Annotated in this window: 13 protein-coding genes; 5 read left to right on the top strand and 8 right to left on the bottom strand. The window is 40.9% G+C overall.

Annotated features, from left to right (window positions below):
- Positions 1-8: 8 nt before the first annotated feature.
- Positions 9-380, top strand: a complete 372-nt coding sequence (locus NSS78_RS03560) for a hypothetical protein (protein WP_106030035.1) — start codon at positions 9-11, stop codon at positions 378-380.
- A 72-nt stretch (positions 381-452) separates the two neighbouring features.
- Here the strand turns inward: NSS78_RS03560 and NSS78_RS03555 are convergent, their stop codons facing one another.
- Both NSS78_RS03555 and NSS78_RS03550 read right to left on the bottom strand, forming a co-directional pair.
- Entirely contained in the window at positions 453-1,301 is an 849-nt protein-coding gene (locus NSS78_RS03555; RefSeq protein WP_327840052.1) for an SMI1/KNR4 family protein, read from the bottom strand.
- Between the two features lie 106 nt (positions 1,302-1,407).
- A complete protein-coding gene (locus tag NSS78_RS03550) occupies positions 1,408-2,382 on the bottom strand; it encodes a tRNA-dihydrouridine synthase (RefSeq protein WP_095407913.1) in 975 nt (324 codons plus the stop codon).
- Between the two features lie 734 nt (positions 2,383-3,116).
- On the opposite strand from NSS78_RS03550, the gene NSS78_RS03545 reads away from it, so the two are divergent.
- The gene (locus NSS78_RS03545) at positions 3,117-3,689 is read left to right on the top strand and encodes a hypothetical protein (protein WP_327840051.1); all 573 of its coding nucleotides are present in this window, start codon (positions 3,117-3,119) and stop codon (positions 3,687-3,689) included.
- 165 nt (positions 3,690-3,854) lie between these two features.
- Here NSS78_RS03545 and rlmD read toward each other — a convergent pair whose 3' ends face one another.
- Entirely contained in the window at positions 3,855-5,234 is a 1,380-nt protein-coding gene (gene rlmD / locus NSS78_RS03540; protein WP_327840049.1) for a 23S rRNA (uracil(1939)-C(5))-methyltransferase RlmD, read from the bottom strand.
- Between the two features lie 60 nt (positions 5,235-5,294).
- Positions 5,295-6,203, bottom strand: a complete 909-nt coding sequence (locus NSS78_RS03535; RefSeq protein WP_050945745.1) for a diacylglycerol kinase — start codon at positions 6,201-6,203, stop codon at positions 5,295-5,297.
- A gap of 181 nt (positions 6,204-6,384) precedes the next feature.
- Between NSS78_RS03535 and NSS78_RS03530 the strand changes: the two genes are divergently transcribed.
- Positions 6,385-7,338 carry a nucleoside hydrolase gene (locus tag NSS78_RS03530; protein ID WP_212046312.1) on the top strand — a complete coding sequence of 318 codons (954 nt, stop codon included), beginning with the start codon at positions 6,385-6,387 and terminating at the stop codon, positions 7,336-7,338.
- 31 nt (positions 7,339-7,369) lie between these two features.
- On the opposite strand, the gene NSS78_RS03525 is transcribed toward NSS78_RS03530, so the two are convergent.
- On the bottom strand, positions 7,370-10,579 hold the full coding sequence (locus NSS78_RS03525; RefSeq protein WP_003213881.1) for an efflux RND transporter permease subunit: 3,210 nt from the start codon (positions 10,577-10,579) through the stop codon (positions 7,370-7,372).
- Between the two features lie 131 nt (positions 10,580-10,710).
- Here NSS78_RS03525 and NSS78_RS03520 point away from each other — a divergent pair, with 131 nt between their 5' ends.
- A complete protein-coding gene (locus NSS78_RS03520) occupies positions 10,711-11,556 on the top strand; it encodes a TetR/AcrR family transcriptional regulator (protein WP_050945743.1) in 846 nt (281 codons plus the stop codon).
- Between the two features lie 188 nt (positions 11,557-11,744).
- Here the strand turns inward: NSS78_RS03520 and gatB are convergent, their stop codons facing one another.
- Genes gatB through gatC form a run of 3 tightly spaced genes read right to left on the bottom strand, consistent with a single transcriptional unit; the run spans position 11,745 to position 14,951 of the window.
- Complete coding sequence (gene gatB / locus NSS78_RS03515) at positions 11,745-13,175, bottom strand: Asp-tRNA(Asn)/Glu-tRNA(Gln) amidotransferase subunit GatB (protein ID WP_003214292.1); 1,431 nt, start codon at positions 13,173-13,175, stop codon at positions 11,745-11,747.
- Positions 13,176-13,188: 13 nt separating this feature from the next.
- Positions 13,189-14,646, bottom strand: coding sequence for an Asp-tRNA(Asn)/Glu-tRNA(Gln) amidotransferase subunit GatA (gatA, locus tag NSS78_RS03510; protein ID WP_003214455.1), 1,458 nt, complete (start codon positions 14,644-14,646; stop codon positions 13,189-13,191).
- Between the two features lie 14 nt (positions 14,647-14,660).
- Positions 14,661-14,951: an Asp-tRNA(Asn)/Glu-tRNA(Gln) amidotransferase subunit GatC gene (gene gatC / locus NSS78_RS03505; RefSeq protein ID WP_003213898.1), complete on the bottom strand. Its 291-nt coding sequence runs from the start codon at positions 14,949-14,951 to the stop codon at positions 14,661-14,663.
- 423 nt (positions 14,952-15,374) lie between these two features.
- On the opposite strand from gatC, the gene putP reads away from it, so the two are divergent.
- A complete protein-coding gene (gene putP, locus NSS78_RS03500) occupies positions 15,375-16,856 on the top strand; it encodes a sodium/proline symporter PutP (protein ID WP_126741168.1) in 1,482 nt (493 codons plus the stop codon).
- The last annotated feature ends 78 nt before the right edge of the window (positions 16,857-16,934 follow it).

Raw genomic sequence — 16,934 nt, 5'->3', positions numbered from 1 at the left:
GAAGAGAAATGTCAGATCAACAGCACAATGCAGCACACGAAGAAGAAGAGGAATTTAACGTATACGACATGCTTCCGCCCGCAGGAACAATCATTGGAGAAGCAACAGAAGAAGAAATGGAAGCTGCGGCAGCATTAGAAGTGAGACATTATGCCTTTATGCGTCTGCAAGACTCGTACATTCAATTTGACGGATCTTCCTATAAAGAATTGCTCAAAGACTTTCAAGAACTAGAATTTGATTCTGCAAAGTTTTGGAGAGCCATCGCACGACGCCTGCATGTCCCATACGAATGGCCAATCCGAATCGACCACGCAAACGGCCCTATTTATATAGGTGAAACAGAGGATAGCCGTGAGGTTGAGGAGAGTGCGGAGTAAGGAATTGATGACCCCCTTTTGATGAGGGGGTCTTTTGCTGAAATGATAGATTTCTCAATAAAAAAAGATGTATTACTCCTCTAAATCAAATTCCAACGCAATCGATATATTAATGGCTATGTCGTGCATTTCATCTATTTCTGATTGATTCAAATGCTCCGCAAAACGACGTGCACTCTCGACAACATCAGAATGCTGCTTAATCATCTCTTCATTCAGTATAAAGATCGTATTGATCGCCCAGCCAGCATTCGTTAACATTTCTTCGTCTTGAATGGAGTTCATGTATGTTTCTACTTCAGAAAAAATCCACTTGATATCATCAATTTGTTCTACTTGGAAATTCGCGATTTTTGAAAGCTGTTCAGGGTCTTTGGTTAAGAAGATATCTTTCACTTCTTCTTTTGATAATGGTTTATTCTGCTTTTCATATTCAGCCTGCCACTCTTCATCTGACATCCCATCTTCTTCGCTATCTTCTGCGGTATAATGCCCAGCAATCAGTTCATCAAACGAATCCGCTAATTTGAAATCCGTCTCATATTCTAGATCAAAGTAATGAACTGTCGGATGCTCCTTTGTTTCTCTGTAATCCAATGCAATCCAAGTATGACCATCCCCACAAATGAGCACAAGTCCCTCAGGCAATTCCCATTCTTCTATTAAATAATCACTATCCATGATGCCTTCATTTTTGGCAATTCCTCTTAAATGATCAAATGACACATGATCCTCTGCCCATCCATTCGGCTGATCCGTTGGAAAAGCATTATGCAGGGTATACCCGCCATTTTGTTCGAGGATAAGTTTCTTATATGTATCAGGCAAGATGACGCCTAGCTTCTTTTCCGCTTTTGCAATGCCTTTCTCATTGATTTTCTTAAATGTTTCTTCGCTTTCTCTATCCCAAAATGGTTTCAAATAAAATACCTCCAATTGTTATTTCTATCTCATTTTACCATTTAAGCGAACTAGTTTAATAGTCCTATTAAATAAAAAAAAGAAGGGTTCTCCCTCCTCTTTTTGGTCATGATTGGTCTTGATTTCTCGCTTCAAATTCATCCAGCATTGCACGCACTTCGTCTGTTGATGATGTGTTCATTAATTGATTTCTTAAGAAACTCGCTCCTCTGAATCCTTTTACATAAATCTTAAAGAAACGGTGCAGTGCCTTGAATGGACGCAAACCTAGTGACGAATATTGATCATGAAGATCAAGATGTAATCTTAAGAGACCAAGCAGTTCATCACTTGTATGTTCCTTCGGCTCTTTTTCAAAAGCAAATGGGTTATGGAAAATCCCGCGCCCAATCATCACGCCGTCTACTCCATACTGTTCAGCGAGCTTTAAGCCTGTTTGACGATCAGGAATATCTCCATTGATTGTCAAAAGAGTATCAGGTGCTACTTCATCACGAAGTTTTTTAATCTCAGGAATGAGCTCCCAATGCGCATCCACCTGGCTCATTTCCTTTCTTGTACGAAGGTGAATCGATAAATTCACAATATCTTGCTCCAAAATGTGTCTAAGCCATCCGCGCCATTCATCGACTTCAGTAAAACCAAGTCTTGTTTTCACACTGACAGGTAATCCCCCTGCTTTTGCTGCTTGAATCAGCTCTGCTGCAACGTCTGGGCGAAGAATCAAGCCGCTGCCCTTCCCGTTTTGCGTGACATTTGGGACAGGACAGCCCATATTAATATCAAGCCCCTGAAATCCCAATTCCGCCATTCCAATACTCATTTGTCTAAAGTTCTCAGGCTTGTCTCCCCAAATATGAGCAACAATCGGCTGCTCATCCTCTGTAAAGGTTAAACGCCCTTTCACACTTTGAATGCCATCAGGATGGCAATAACTCTCACTGTTCGTAAACTCTGTAAAAAACACATCAGGTCTCGCCGCCTCACTCACAACATGACGAAACACAACATCTGTCACTTCTTCCATTGGTGCTAATATAAAAAATGGCCGCGGTAAATCACGCCAGAAATTTTTACTCATCTTTCATCCAATTCCTCTCATGACATAGCGCCTTATAGGGCATGTCCTTCTTTTATCATTATATACTTTAGTTAGGATTCAACGCAAAAGGAGCATAAAATGAACAATAACAAAATGCTATCAGCACTTTATAAAATATCAAAAATTTGAGGAGACGTAAACGCCGTTCAAAAAGGCACTACTGGGAAACGTGTTATGCAATGGCAGCAGGTATAGCATCCGGCAAACTAATGAAAAGATATTCAAATAAAAAAAGCCCTATGCAGGGGCTTTTTTATATTGTAATTGCCTTTTCTGTTACATGATGAGTGTTAGAAGTAATGATTTTATCAAGTGACCAACCGGCAGCGAATAACACAGAAAAAATTGTTAAACTGATAAATAACTTCATCATCTTTAGATATTCTTTATTCAAAATATATCAGGTTATATAAAATACAGTACTTAGATACAATTTATTCTTAATATGGTTTTTGTTACAATTTTTGTGTATCGCATAGATAAAAGTGATTTTCTTAAAAGCTGCTGCTTGGATCAGAAAACATTCTGCCAAAATCGCAAAAGTAATGGATAAAGGGGAAAAGTGGACAGAAAAACAGTTCACAAATGCTTTTATTAAGATGGGTGCCCCTAGAGATGTTGCTAAAACTTTGGCAAAATTCATCATTACTCTTATCTAAATATAAAAATAAGGGCTATTAGTTTCTAATAGCGCTTTTTTATGGAGGGTCTTCATGTCTTTTTCTTACGTGATTTCATTGACTTTTTTAATACTCCTTTTAGTGTCTATCATACTCTATACTTTTTTAAGAAAGAAAAACGTTGTAGATGAAGCCCCTGGCGCTATTGCTGCCGTTCTTCTTATTTTGCTTATATTTTTTTCCCTAAGTTTAGTTATTGCCCTTCCAACTGTCATGCTTTATCTAGTATCATTGGGAGTGAATTTTCTTTTCGGTGAATACATCACTTATGATTCATTTTTTTCTATGATTACCTTCTCGTTGTTAGTTACCATCATTGTGATTTTTTGGTCATTTATCGTTTTATTTATAGGGAAAGGAATCACTTTTTTGTTGAAGATCCCAAATTGGATAACTTATATTTTAGAATTTTTTGCTTCGTGGGCTCTTATTTACTTCACGATTAAATATGTACTAAATTTGAAGATAATTGAAGTTTCTATATGGGGAAATGGGGTATTGATTTTATCTTTCTTTGTTAGCTTTTTATACATCGGACTTGATATCATATCCTCTGCGCTTGATCAAAAGAATCAAAATATAGAAGAAGAACCCCCTATCCAATAATGGAGAAGGGGTTTTATTCATTTCATAGCTTTTTCTATCTATATTCATATGTCTATAGAGTTTTATTTTAATAGCATTTCAAGCGAATTTTTCATTCTAACGGAGGGGAAGCAAAAATAAAAATATCCCGATATCGACATTTTTCACGAAATCGGGACATCTCCATTACTGCTTAATCACAAGACTTGCCACGCACTCCACATGACTCGTATGCGGAAACATATCCACAGGTTGCACTTCCTCCGTCACATACCCACCATCTTCAAGAATACGCAAATCACGAGCTAGCGTCCCAGGATTACAGGACACATAAACAACACGATTTGGTTTCATTTTTAAAATGGTGTCAAGCAGTGCTTCATCACAGCCTTTTCTTGGCGGATCGACAACTAGCGTGTCTGCCTTGATACCTTCTTTGTACCAGTTTGGGATGATGGTTTCTGCTTCGCCGACTGCGAATTCGACGTTGTTGATCCCGTTTAAGGCAGCGTTGCGTTTTGCGTCTTCAATTGCTTCTGGCACAATTTCTACGCCATATACTCTGCCTGCTTTTTGTGCGAGAAATAAGGATATCGTACCGATTCCGCAGTAGGCATCGATGACGGTTTCTTCGCCTTGCAGCTCGGCATATTCAAGCGCTTTGTCGTAAAGCACTTTTGTTTGAGCTGGATTCACTTGGTAAAACGAGCGGGCTGAAATGGCAAATTTGATGTCGCCAATTGTGTCATAAATGTATTCTTCACCCCATAAAACGGTCGTTTCGTCCCCGAAAATGACATTTGTTTTCTTTGAATTCACGTTTTGCACAATTGACCGAACGTGTGGGAAGCGTGCTATAATCTGCTCAATCACCTGCTGCTTTTGCGGAAAGTCAGCCGTTCTAGTCACAAACACAACCATCATTTCACCTGTTGCAATGCCGTAGCGAACCATCACATGACGCAGCCAGCCTTTGTGCCGCTCTTCGTTATATGCTTTGATGCCAAACGCATTACATATGTCTTTTATTGCCTGTACCACTTCGTCATTTTCTGACTGCTGGATCAAACATTTTTCCATATCGATGATTTCATGGGTACGCTGCTGATAAAATCCTGCAACTAGTCCGCCTTCGCGTTCGCCAATTGGAACTTGTGCTTTGTTTCTGTAATTCCAAGGGTCTTCCATGCCGAGTACAGGATGAACTTTTACACGGCTCATATCAAGCTTGCCGATCCGCTCTAAAACGTCCTTTACTTGTTTCTGTTTAAATAGCAGCTGGCCTTCATAGCTCATATGCTGAATTTGACAGCCGCCGCACTGCTTATAGATAGGACATGGCGCATCTTGCCTATGCTGACTTTCCTTTGTCAGCTCCATGAGTCGCCCAAAAGCAAATCCTTTTTTGACACGTGTGACTTTGATTTTCCCTTGTTCGTCAGGCAGTGCATTCGGTACAAAGACAGGGAATCCTTCAATTTTCGCTACACCTGCACCTTCGTGCGTTAAGTCTTCGAAGGTTACATTGTAGTATTCATTCTTTTCAACAGGCGGTTTCATTTTCACCAATTTTATCACCTCATTTGCAAAGAAAAACTTGGTGCCATAAGGAACCAAGTTCAATCTCTACCCTATTTTTTCAGCTGTTGCTTTTGGCACTATAAATTCAATATGACGATACAGGTTTTCAAATTCACCTGGCAGCATGCCGCCGAATTCGCCATCTAAATTTAATTGCATTTTATCTTTTACATCTACCTTCACGCGATTCGCTTTTGTGTAGATGACATTGTTATCATGAATATGCTCGCCTCGCAGTGCAAGGCTGACTACTCGAATGGCTTCTGCTAAATTGACCTTCTTTAAAATAATCAGGTCAAACATTCCATCATCTAAAACAGAATCTGGCGCTAGCTTTTCAAAGCCGCCTACTGAGTTTGTGAGTGAAACAAGAAACAGCATGATTTCTCCATGAAACAATTTGCCGTCATATTCAATTTCGACTTCTGTCGGGCGGATCGAAGGAAGCATCTCCATGCCTTTTAAATAATAAGCAAGCTGTCCAAGCATTGTCTTCAGCTTACTAGGCACTTCATAGGTGAGCTCTGTTAACCGGCCGCCGCCTGCAATATTAATAAAATAATGGCCATTGACTTTACCGATATCAAGCGGCTTCGCTATACCATCTATAATGGCATCTGTTGCTTTTAAAACACCTTCTCGTGGAATTCCAAGTGCTCTTGCGAAGTCATTTGTTGTTCCAACCGGAATAATTCCTAGTTTTGGTCTTTTTTCAAGCGGTGCTAGTCCATTGACGACTTCATTGATCGTGCCGTCTCCACCTGCTGCTACAATTAAATCAAAGTCTCTCTGTGCGGCATTCTCAGCTGCTTGTGTCGCATCTCCTGCACATGTCGTTGCATGACAAGATGTTTCATAGCCGGCTTGTTCAAATTTTTGCAAAACCTGCGGCAAATTCTTCTTGAAGAGTTCACGCCCAGATGTCGGATTGTATATAATTCGAGCACGTTTCATTCATCATCATCCTATATTCATTATGCAATCTATTTTCACCACTAACAACCTTTAATTATACTATGAGATTTGAAAATGGCAACAGAACAACACCCTAATATGACAAATCTCCTGCCACATTTCCCTCAGCAAGAAAGCATTCTGATAAGATAAAAGAAAACGCTGTAAAGGATGGTTTGCGATGAAAAAGCCTGTCTATTTTAATCATGATGGTGGTGTTGATGACCTCGTCTCGTTATTTCTTCTCCTTCAAATGGAACATCTGAAAGTGATTGGGACGTCTGTGATTCCTGCTGATTGTTATTTAGAGCCTGCTCTCAGTGCGTCTCAAAAAATCATTGATCGATTTAGCCCATATGAAATTGAAGTCGCTGCTTCAAATTCTAGAGGCGTCAATCCCTTTCCAAAAGAGTGGCGCATGCATGCTTTTTATGTAGACGCCTTACCTATCTTAAACGAGAAAGGCACTGTTGATACAAAAGTGTCCAAGCTTCCAGCACATCTTCATTTAATCGAAACTGTTAAAAAGTCTGCAGAACCTGTCACGCTGCTCTTTACAGGTCCGCTCACAGACCTTGCACGCGCCTTAGAAGAAGATCCTTCAATCTCTAATAAAATTGAAAAATTGGTATGGATGGGCGGTACATTTCTTGAGAAAGGGAATGTGGAGGAACCCGAGCATGATGGGACAGCAGAATGGAATGCATTTTGGGACCCTTATGCTGTCAGCACCGTCTTCAAGGAACGCTTTCCTATTGAAATGGTCGCACTTGAGAGCACAAATCAAGTTCCGCTTACACCTGATATTCGTCAGCGGTGGGCTTCCCTTCGTTCTCATATCGGGATTGATTTTATTGGGCAGTGTTACGCCTTTTGCCCGCCTCTCATTCATCACGAAACCAACTCGACTTACTACTTATGGGACGTGCTGACAACGATCACTCTTGCTTCCTCATCATTTACTCGTTCAAAGGAAATGAATGCGATCGTTTACACCGAAACGCCAAAGCAAGGACGTACCGAAGAGCATACAGATGGAAAATCAATTCAAGTGATTGATCATGTCGATCGTGACGCATTTTTCCAAGCATTTGAAGAGCTTATGAAAAGAGCTGTTTGTCAGATTTCAACATAAAAAAGCCCCGCCATCAAAGCGGGGCCCCATCTCAATCTTCTTCTACGTATTTCTTTTTGCGTTTAAATTTGCTTAACACTTCGTATACGATTGGTACGATAACCAGTGTTAACAATGTTGAACTTGCGAGACCACCAATGACTGTGACGCCAAGTCCTTTTGAAACAATTTGGCTTCCGCCTTCAAATCCTAATGCTAATGGAAGAAGTGCCCCAATTGTCGCAAGTGCCGTCATTAAGATTGGACGTACTCTTATTGTACCAGCTTCCAGTAATGCCTCTCTTGTTGAGAGTCCTTCTTTCTCTTTATGAATGACTCGGTCAATTAAGACGATCGCGTTTGTCACAACAATTCCGATCAGCATGAGCAATCCAATCATGGCGTTTAAGCTGATGGTTTCTTTTGCTAAAAATAATCCAACGAGCGCGCCAATAATTGTAAATGGAAGCGAGAAGAGAATTGCAAATGGTGCAAGACCTCCGCCAAATGTGATGACGAGAACGAGATACACAATGGCAATCGCTGCGAGCATTGCGAGCCCAAGCTGTGTAAAGGATTCCTCAATATCCGCACTTACGCCGCCTGTGTCAATCGTTACGCCAGATTTCAGATCAAGCTTGTCGACTTTTTTCTGAACATCCTGTGTCACACTTGAGACATCATCTGTTGTCATGTCTCCAGACACTTCTGCGTAGATTTTTCCATCACGTTTTGTCACCGTATTCGCTGTCGTACCATTTCTTACTTTTACGACATCACCAATTCGGACTTCTTGCCCTGTTGGTGTTGTGATCTTTTTATTTTCTAAATCTTTTTTGCTCTTATATTCATCTTTTTCCGTTTGAAGATTCACATCAAGTTCTTTGCCGTCCTCAGTTACTTTCGTCAGTGTTGTTTCACTATTTTGAGGAGCAATCGCTTGAGCGATTTGTGAAGCAGTTAGACCCAGTTTCGCCAGTTTTTCTTGATCTGCATTAAACGTATATTCGTCGTATTTCTCAGATAAGCTTGTGCTGACATTTTTCAGGTTTTTCTCATCTTTTAAGATGTTCTCGACATCTTTTACTGTGCCTTCAATATCGCTTACTTTGTCACCGTAGACATAGTACGTTACTGTATTGCTTGCGCCAGCAGATGAGAAGTCTTGTGATTTCCATTCCCCTTTAGACGTTTTGTCTTGCAGGGCTTTGACCACTTTATCTTTTTCTTTATCAAAGTTTGGCGTGTCTTCATCATATTGTACGAAGAATAACGCACCGTTAGAATTGCCGCCTACACTTGCTGTCAGGGCATTTGAAGAGCCTAGTGAATATTGAACAGTATTGACATGGTCACGTTTGATCAAATATTCTTCTGCTTTTTTCGTTTCATCGATAGCTTGTTCTCTCGTTTGTCCAGGTTCAGGTGTATAAGTCACCATCGCCGTCTTCTCTGCTTCCTGTGGTAAGAAGCTGACACCGACAAGTGGTGCTAAGAATAAGCTTCCGACAAGCATAAGAATGGCAATTCCTGATGTGATCCATTTGTGGTTCAATGTCCAATTGAGTACACGTCTATAACCGCCAGCAAGCTTGCTTGGTTTATGTTCTTTTACCTTTTTCGCTGTGCCGTACAGGTTCTTTTTAAATAGACTGTGTGCCATCATTGGAACAATCGTAATGGCGACAAGGAGTGAAGCCATTAAAGCAAACACAATCGTTAATGCAAATGGGATGAATAGTTCACCAATCATTCCACCCACAAGTGCTAGCGGTAAGAAGACCGCAATTGTGACGATCGTCGAAGACATGATTGGAATAAACATTTCTTTTGTGGCTTCTTTAACGAGTTCTTTTCCTTTTAATGGCTCATCCTTTAATGCCATTCGTCGATATATGTTTTCTATGACAACAATGGAGTCATCAACAACACGCCCAATGGCGACGGTCATGGCACCAAGTGTCATGATATTTAGTGTGATATCCAGCTGATTTAATATTAAAACAGCAATCAACAGAGATAACGGAATGGAGATGACCGAAATTAAGGTTGATTTGATATCTCGAAGGAACAACATAATGATAATGATCGCAAAAATCGCTCCGATGATAGCCTTATTCAGCATTGTGCTAACGGACTCTTTAATCGGTTCTGCTTGATCATATGTGGTACTTACTTTGATTCCTTTGTTATCTTTCTTAAACTTCTCAAGTTCTTTTGTGACTGCTTCTGCTACACTTACTGTGTTGGCATCAGAGCCTTTGACAATTTGCAGACCGATACTGTCTTTTCCATTTGTTCTAGAGATCGATTCTGCATTCTTGACGACTTTAATATCCGCAATCTCAGAAAGCTTAATTGTCGGCAGCTCTACAGATTGACCGCTCGCTGCACTTCCACTAGGTTGCTGCTGGGCTGCTGCTTGCTGCTGACTTGCATTTCCAGCCTGCTGCTCCGCACCTTGCGCACCTGGGTTTTCAGCGCCGCTAGATGGTGCTCCAGCTCCACTGCTTGCACTTGGTGTGACAGGAATTCGCATGTTTTTCAAATCTTTGACGCTTAAAATATTGCCATCCACTACAACTGATTTTTGCTTGTTGCCGAATGTGTATAAACCTAATGGCACATTCACATCAGAGCCTTTGATCATGTTTTGGACGGTTTCTTCATCTAAACCGTATTCTTTCAATTTTTTTTGTTTAAACGAAAATTCTACTTCTTTGATTTGCTGTCCAGAAGCTTCGACGGAAGATACACCGTCTAATCCTTCAAGTGAAGGGACAAGGTCACCTTCCACTTTTTTCGTCAGGTTTTCTAATGATTCTTTATCACCAGATACACTGAGTGCTAATATTGGAACCGCATTGATACTAAAGCGTGCGATTTTTGGTTTTTCTGCATTTTCTGGAAAATTGATATTGTTAACCGCATCTTCAATTTCCTTTTTTGCTTCATCCATGTCTTTGTTGTAATCGTACTCGACTTGAATCGATGAAGCATTTTCAAAAGAATTGGATGTGACTACATTGACTCCGTTTAGGTTTTGAATAGACTTCTCAATTGGATCGGTCACCTTATCTGATACTTCGTCCGGCGTTGCGCCAGGATACGTTGTAGAAACCGTAATGACTGGAGTGTTGATATTCGGGATTGATTCTTGTTTCATATTCAATCCAGCATATAGACCAGCAACTGTTACGATAATTGTCATGAGCCATACAGCGAACTTATTCTTTAATACAAAATTGATGATCGAATTCATTATGTCCTCCATTTTCCTTTATGTATTGACTGACTGGTCATTCTATATCATAATAAACGGTGATATACAATGCCGTCAACCATTTCTCTTGCGTTTGACGTAACATTCTAAAGCTGAAGGGGCCTTATTTCATGAACGAAAAAAAAGAAAAAATCATTAAAGCAAGCATCCAGTTGTTTGCGAAAAAGGGTTTTTCTTCTACGACCATTCAGGAAATAGCAGATGAGTGCGGAATATCGAAAGGCGCGTTTTATTTGCATTTCAAATCAAAAGAACAGCTTTTCAACCGAGCGTTCGAATATTATATCGACACTTCTATGCAAACTATTGAAACGATTCGAAAAGAGAATCAGCATCTCGCACCGAGAGAGATCTTCCAGAAGCAAATCGCTGAACAGTTTCAGCATTTTGCTGAGAACAAGGATTTTATCATTTTGATCCTCAGCGAGAACATTATTCCAGAAAACCAGCAAATTAAAAAGTATTCAAAAACTGTGAAAAAGCAAATGAATGATGAAATTCAAATTTCCATCTTGACCACTTATGGACAGGAGATCGAACCATTTATAACTGACCTGTCAGTCATGATTCAAGGAATCATCCAATCGTATGTGCAGGTGCTGCTTTTACAAGATCAGATGCAATTATCATTTGATGAGCTCTCTTCCTTTATACTCGAACGATTAGATGATTTGGTTCAAGGTATGCTTCGTTCTCAGACGAAACCGATCTTAAAGCCAACCATTTGGGACGATGAAGCGCCGAGCGCTGCATCCCTAGAAGGGGAGCTTCGTTTGTTAAAGCTTGAGCATTTGCTTTCTGATGATACCCTTGTATCCATTGAAGTCATTGAAGAAGAACTGGCGAAAGCTGAGCCTCGTAAGCCAGTCATTCAAGGGATGCTGACGAATTTAGAAAAGTGTGAGGACCCTGCTGTCATAAGAGTAGTCGAACAATTGAAGCTGTTTCTTTCATAACTTTACGTGCTGTTTTTCCGGTTCGTTCACCTTTATCCCCCTTCGAATGTGCACTTTCGCTTATACTTCATTATAAGAAAAGAATCTCCGAATTGATATACGGCGGTGGTCTGAATCTATTATAAGACCCTGTCAGTTCAAGCAAAAAAAACCGCCTCTTCTCATGAGGCGGTTTTTGCTATTGTTCATTAGCGTTTTTTGATTTCTTCTAGGAGAATCTTGTTGACCATCGGCGGGTTTGCTTGTCCCTTCGATGCTTTCATGATTTGTCCGACTAAGAAACCAATCGCGCGGTCTTTTCCGTTTTTAAAGTCTTCGATGGATTGCGGGTTGTTATCAAGTGCTTCTGTGACAAGTTTGAGCAGGGCACCTTCGTCAGAAATTTGGACAAGTCCTTTTTCTTTGACGATTGTTTCTGCGTCTCCCCCATTTTCAATCAGCTCTTTGAATACCTTTTTGGCAATCTTAGAAGAAATCGTTCCTTTTTCGATGAGATTGATCATGCCAGCCAGGCCTTGCGGCGTTAGCTTTGTATCTTCCAGCTCTTTTTGAGCTGAATTTAAGTAGGCAGATACTTCACCCATCAGCCAGTTTGAAGCTTGCTTTGCTTCTGCACCTTCTGAAATGGTTGCTTCAAAGAAATCAGACATTTCTTTTGTCAGCGTCAGCACCATTGCATCATATGCAGGAAGGCCAAGCTCATCGATGTAGCGTTTGCGGCGCTCGTCTGGAAGCTCTGGAATCGATGCTCTTACGCGTTCTTTCCACTCGTCATCAATGTACAGCTCCACCAAATCTGGTTCTGGGAAGTAGCGGTAATCATCTGAGCCCTCTTTGACACGCATGAGGATCGTCTTTTTAGACGCTTCGTCATAGCGGCGAGTTTCTTGTTCGATCAAGCCGCCAGAAAGCAATACTTGCTCTTGGCGTTTCTCTTCGAATTCAAGACCTTTTTGTACGAAAGCAAATGAGTTCAAGTTCTTGAGCTCTGTTTTCGTTCCAAACTCTTCACGGCCAATCGGACGAAGTGAAATATTGGCATCACAGCGAAGTGAGCCTTCTTCCATCTTACAGTCAGATACGCCTGTATATTGAATAATAGATTTTAGTTTTTCTAAGTACGCATACGCTTCTTCTGGTGTGCGAATGTCTGGCTCAGATACGATTTCAACAAGCGGTGTGCCTTGACGGTTGAAGTCAACAAGTGAATATCCGTCGCCTGTGTGTGTCAGTTTACCTGCATCCTCTTCCAAATGGAGACGCGTAATACCGATTCGTTTCGTTTTGCCTTCTACTTCAATTTCAATCCAGCCGTTTTCACCGATCGGTTTATCAAATTGAGAAATTTGATACGCCTTTGGGTTATCAGGATAGAAGTAGTTTTTACGGTCAAATTTTGTATCTGTTGCGATCTCGCAGTTTAGCGCCATTGCTGCTTTCATTGCAAAGTTCACTGCTTCTTTGTTCAATACAGGCAGTACGCCAGGATATCCAAGGTCGATGACACTTGTTTGCGTGTTGGCAGCTGCACCAAAAGGTGTCGGCGAGCTGGAGAAAATTTTTGATTGTGTTTTTAGCTCAACGTGGACTTCAAGTCCAATTACCGTTTCAAAGTTCATTCTGATTCACCCCTTACAGTTCAGGTTTTGCTTTATGATGATCTGTTGCTTGCTCGAAAGCGTGAGCCACGCGGTAAACCGTTCCTTCATCAAAGTGCTTGCCAATGATTTGCAGTCCTAACGGAAGACCATTTGCAAATCCACAAGGCACACTGATTCCTGGAACGCCTGCAAGGTTCACAGGGATCGTTAAAATATCGTTCGCGTACATCGTCAGTGGATCGCTTGTCTTTTCACCAATGTTAAATGCAGGAGTTGGCGTTGTTGGCCCTACAATGACATCATACTTTTCAAAAACATCTTCGAAGTCTTTTTTGATCAATGTACGGACTTTTTGCGCCTTTTTATAGTATGCATCATAATATCCTGAGCTAAGAGCGAATGTGCCAAGCATGATGCGGCGTTTCACTTCGTTTCCAAAGCCTTCAGAACGAGTATTTTTGTATAAATCAATCAGGTTTTCTGCATTATCTGTACGGTAGCCATAGCGGATGCCGTCAAAACGCGCAAGGTTTGCAGATGCTTCTGAAGAAGACAGTAAGTAGTAAGTCGCAAGCGCATATTTAGAATGCGGAAGAGACACTTCTTCCCATGTGGCACCAAGTCCTTCTAATACTTTTAACGCTTGAAGAACAGACTCTTTTGCTTCCTCGCCAACACCTTCTCCAAGGTATTCTTTTGGCACTGCAATTTTCATGCCTTTGATGTCGCCAGTTAATGAAGAAAGAAAATCTGGGACGTCGACATTTGCACTCGTTGCGTCCATTTGATCGACTCCAGCAATCGCTTGAAGAACGTATGCATTGTCCTCTACGTTACGCGTAATCGGCCCGATTTGATCTAATGAAGAAGCAAATGCGATTAAGCCATATCTAGATACACGGCCATACGTCGGCTTCAAGCCCACAACGCCGCAGAAGGATGCCGGCTGGCGAATCGAACCGCCCGTATCTGATCCAAGTGAGAATGGCACTTCACCTGCTGCAACAGAGGCTGCTGAGCCACCACTTGATCCACCTGGAACAGTGTTTAAATTCCAAGGGTTTTTCGTTGCTTTGTAGCCTGAGTTCTCTGTAGAAGATCCCATTGCAAATTCGTCCATATTTAATTTACCGATTGTGACTGCTTCCGCATCTCTTAAACGATTGACAACCGTTGCATCATAAATAGGATCAAAGTTTTGCAGGATTTTACTAGATGCTGTTGTACGTAAATCCTTTGTGACGATGTTATCTTTCACACCGATTGGCATACCGAACAATAGACCAAGCTCGTCCTTTTCACCAACTGCCTCGTCCAATTCCTTTGCATACGCACGAGCTTTCTCTTCGTCTAATGCAAGGAATGCTTGTACTTTCCCGTCTACTTCATTGATTCGTTTATAAGACTCGTCCACTAAATCAGAAACAGACAGTTCCTTTTTATGTAAAAGCTCTTTTAATTCAGAAATTTTGTGATCAAACAGTGACATGCCTCAGGCCTCCTTTAGTCCAAAATTGATGGCACACGAATATAGCCGTCTTTATGATCAGGCGCGTTTTTGATGACTGCCTCAATGGAAAGACCTTTATTCGGAACATCTTCTCTCATGACGTTTTTCATTTTTAATACGTGTGTTGTTGGTTCAACGTTTTCCGTATCTACCTCGTTTAACTGCTCTGCAAATGAAATGATGCTATCAAGCTGTTCAGTAAACATTTCAGCTTCTTCTTCTGTAATTGCAAGCCGTGCCAAATGCGCCACGTGCTTTACTTCTTCTATTGAAATTCTAGACATGCAGGTTCACCTCCAAAAATGATACGTGTTCGTGGTCATGATCATAAGTCATATACACTTTATCATATCAAATTTTACTGTTCTAAAGCAACTTTACGCAGGCGCAGCAAGAGCCCTTTTCTCTCGAAGCATCATAGTGATCTAACAGATAAAGAAAATAGTCATGCAGACCACCTTTTATTTTCAGAAAATTTTTACTTTTATTTACTTTTGTAAGCGCATACAAACTGATTCGTATCACCGATCTGTCCATTTTTTCTTCAAAATGAGGAGGTTTAAGAAGGTTGATCACTTGGGAATACTCTGTTAGGTTAAGTAACCATAGCAGTGAGAAGGGCATTCAATCAAAAAACTAGCCCTGACACTTCTGGATATTTTGATTGAGGTGATGTCAAATTTATACGAAAAAGGTGAGAACACAAAATGAGTATTGAAGTTACAATTTCCTTATCTATTTATTTTATCGGGATGCTTGCCATCGGTTGGTATGCATTCAGGAAAACACATGATTTAAATGATTATATGCTTGGTGGACGCGGACTTGGTCCATTCGTTACAGCTCTTTCAGCAGGTGCTGCGGATATGAGCGGCTGGATGCTGATGGGTGTACCAGGTGAAATGTATAAAACAGGTTTATCGACTACCTGGCTTGCGATTGGTCTCATCGTCGGTGCTTACTTAAACTATCTCATTCTTGCACCCCGTTTACGTTCTTATACAGAAATTGCTGATGATGCCATTACGATTCCTGATTTCTTTGATAAACGATTCAAAGGATCATCTTCTTTATTAAAAGCTGTATCAGCTGTCATCATTTTAATTTTCTTTACGCTGTATACATCGTCTGGGATGGTATCAGGCGGACGTTTATTTGAGTCAGCATTTGGTGCACACTACATGTTTGGACTGATTTTGACGTCAAGTATTGTTATTTTGTATACATTGTTTGGTGGATTCCTGGCAGTGAGCTTAACGGACTTTGTCCAAGGAGCTATCATGTTTTTAGCATTAGTGCTCGTGCCGATCGTTGCCTTTACACAATTAGGTGGACCTGTTGCCACATTCCAAGATATTCAACAGATTGATCCTAAATTGCTTGATATTTTTAGAGGAACGAGCGTCATTGGCATTATATCCTTCCTCGCTTGGGGACTAGGTTACTTTGGACAGCCGCATATTATCGTGCGCTTTATGGCAATTACGTCCGTCAAAGACTTAAAACCAGCACGCCGCATCGGAATGAGCTGGATGATTATTTCAGTAATTGGTTCACTATCTGTCGGTTTAGTCGGTGTTGCCTATGTTCATGAAACGGGTATGAACCTTGCTGACCCTGAAACGATCTTTATCGTCTTTTCTAAGGTGCTGTTCCATCCATATATCACTGGATTTTTACTTTCTGCCATTTTAGCGGCGATTATGAGTTCAATTTCGTCTCAGCTGCTTGTCACGGCAAGTGCAATGACAGAGGATTTATACAGAACGTTCTTTAGAAAAAAAGCATCTGATAAAGAGCTCGTGATGATTGGCCGTATGTCTGTACTCGTTGTCGCTGTAATTGCCCTTTGCCTTTCACTTAATCCAAGTGATACCATTCTTGACCTTGTCGGTTATGCGTGGGCTGGATTTGGTTCTTCATTCGGTCCAGTCATCTTACTTTGCCTATACTGGAAGCGAATGAATCATCATGGTGCCCTTGTCGGGATGATTGTTGGGGCGATAGTCGTTCTCACATGGATCACGACAGGCCTTAACCATGCAACAGGTATTTATGAAATGATTCCTGGCTTTACGTTAAGTGGATTAGCTGCCATTATTGTGAGCTTATTGACAAGTAAGCCGTCAAAAGCATCAAAACAGCTATTTAACAAAATGGAAAATCATCTTGAAGAAGAAACAAAATAAAGAACATGAAGGGTCGTCTGCCTTATGCGGATGACTCTCTTTTTAAATTAAATAAAAAGCTTTTCTTTCTTCCGATTC

The organism is Bacillus sp. FSL W8-0920 (assembly GCF_038593215.1).
Lineage (GTDB): Bacteria > Bacillota > Bacilli > Bacillales > Bacillaceae > Bacillus > Bacillus pumilus.
Note: the sequence above shows the minus strand (reverse complement) of the source record. Positions and strands in the feature narration are given on the sequence as shown.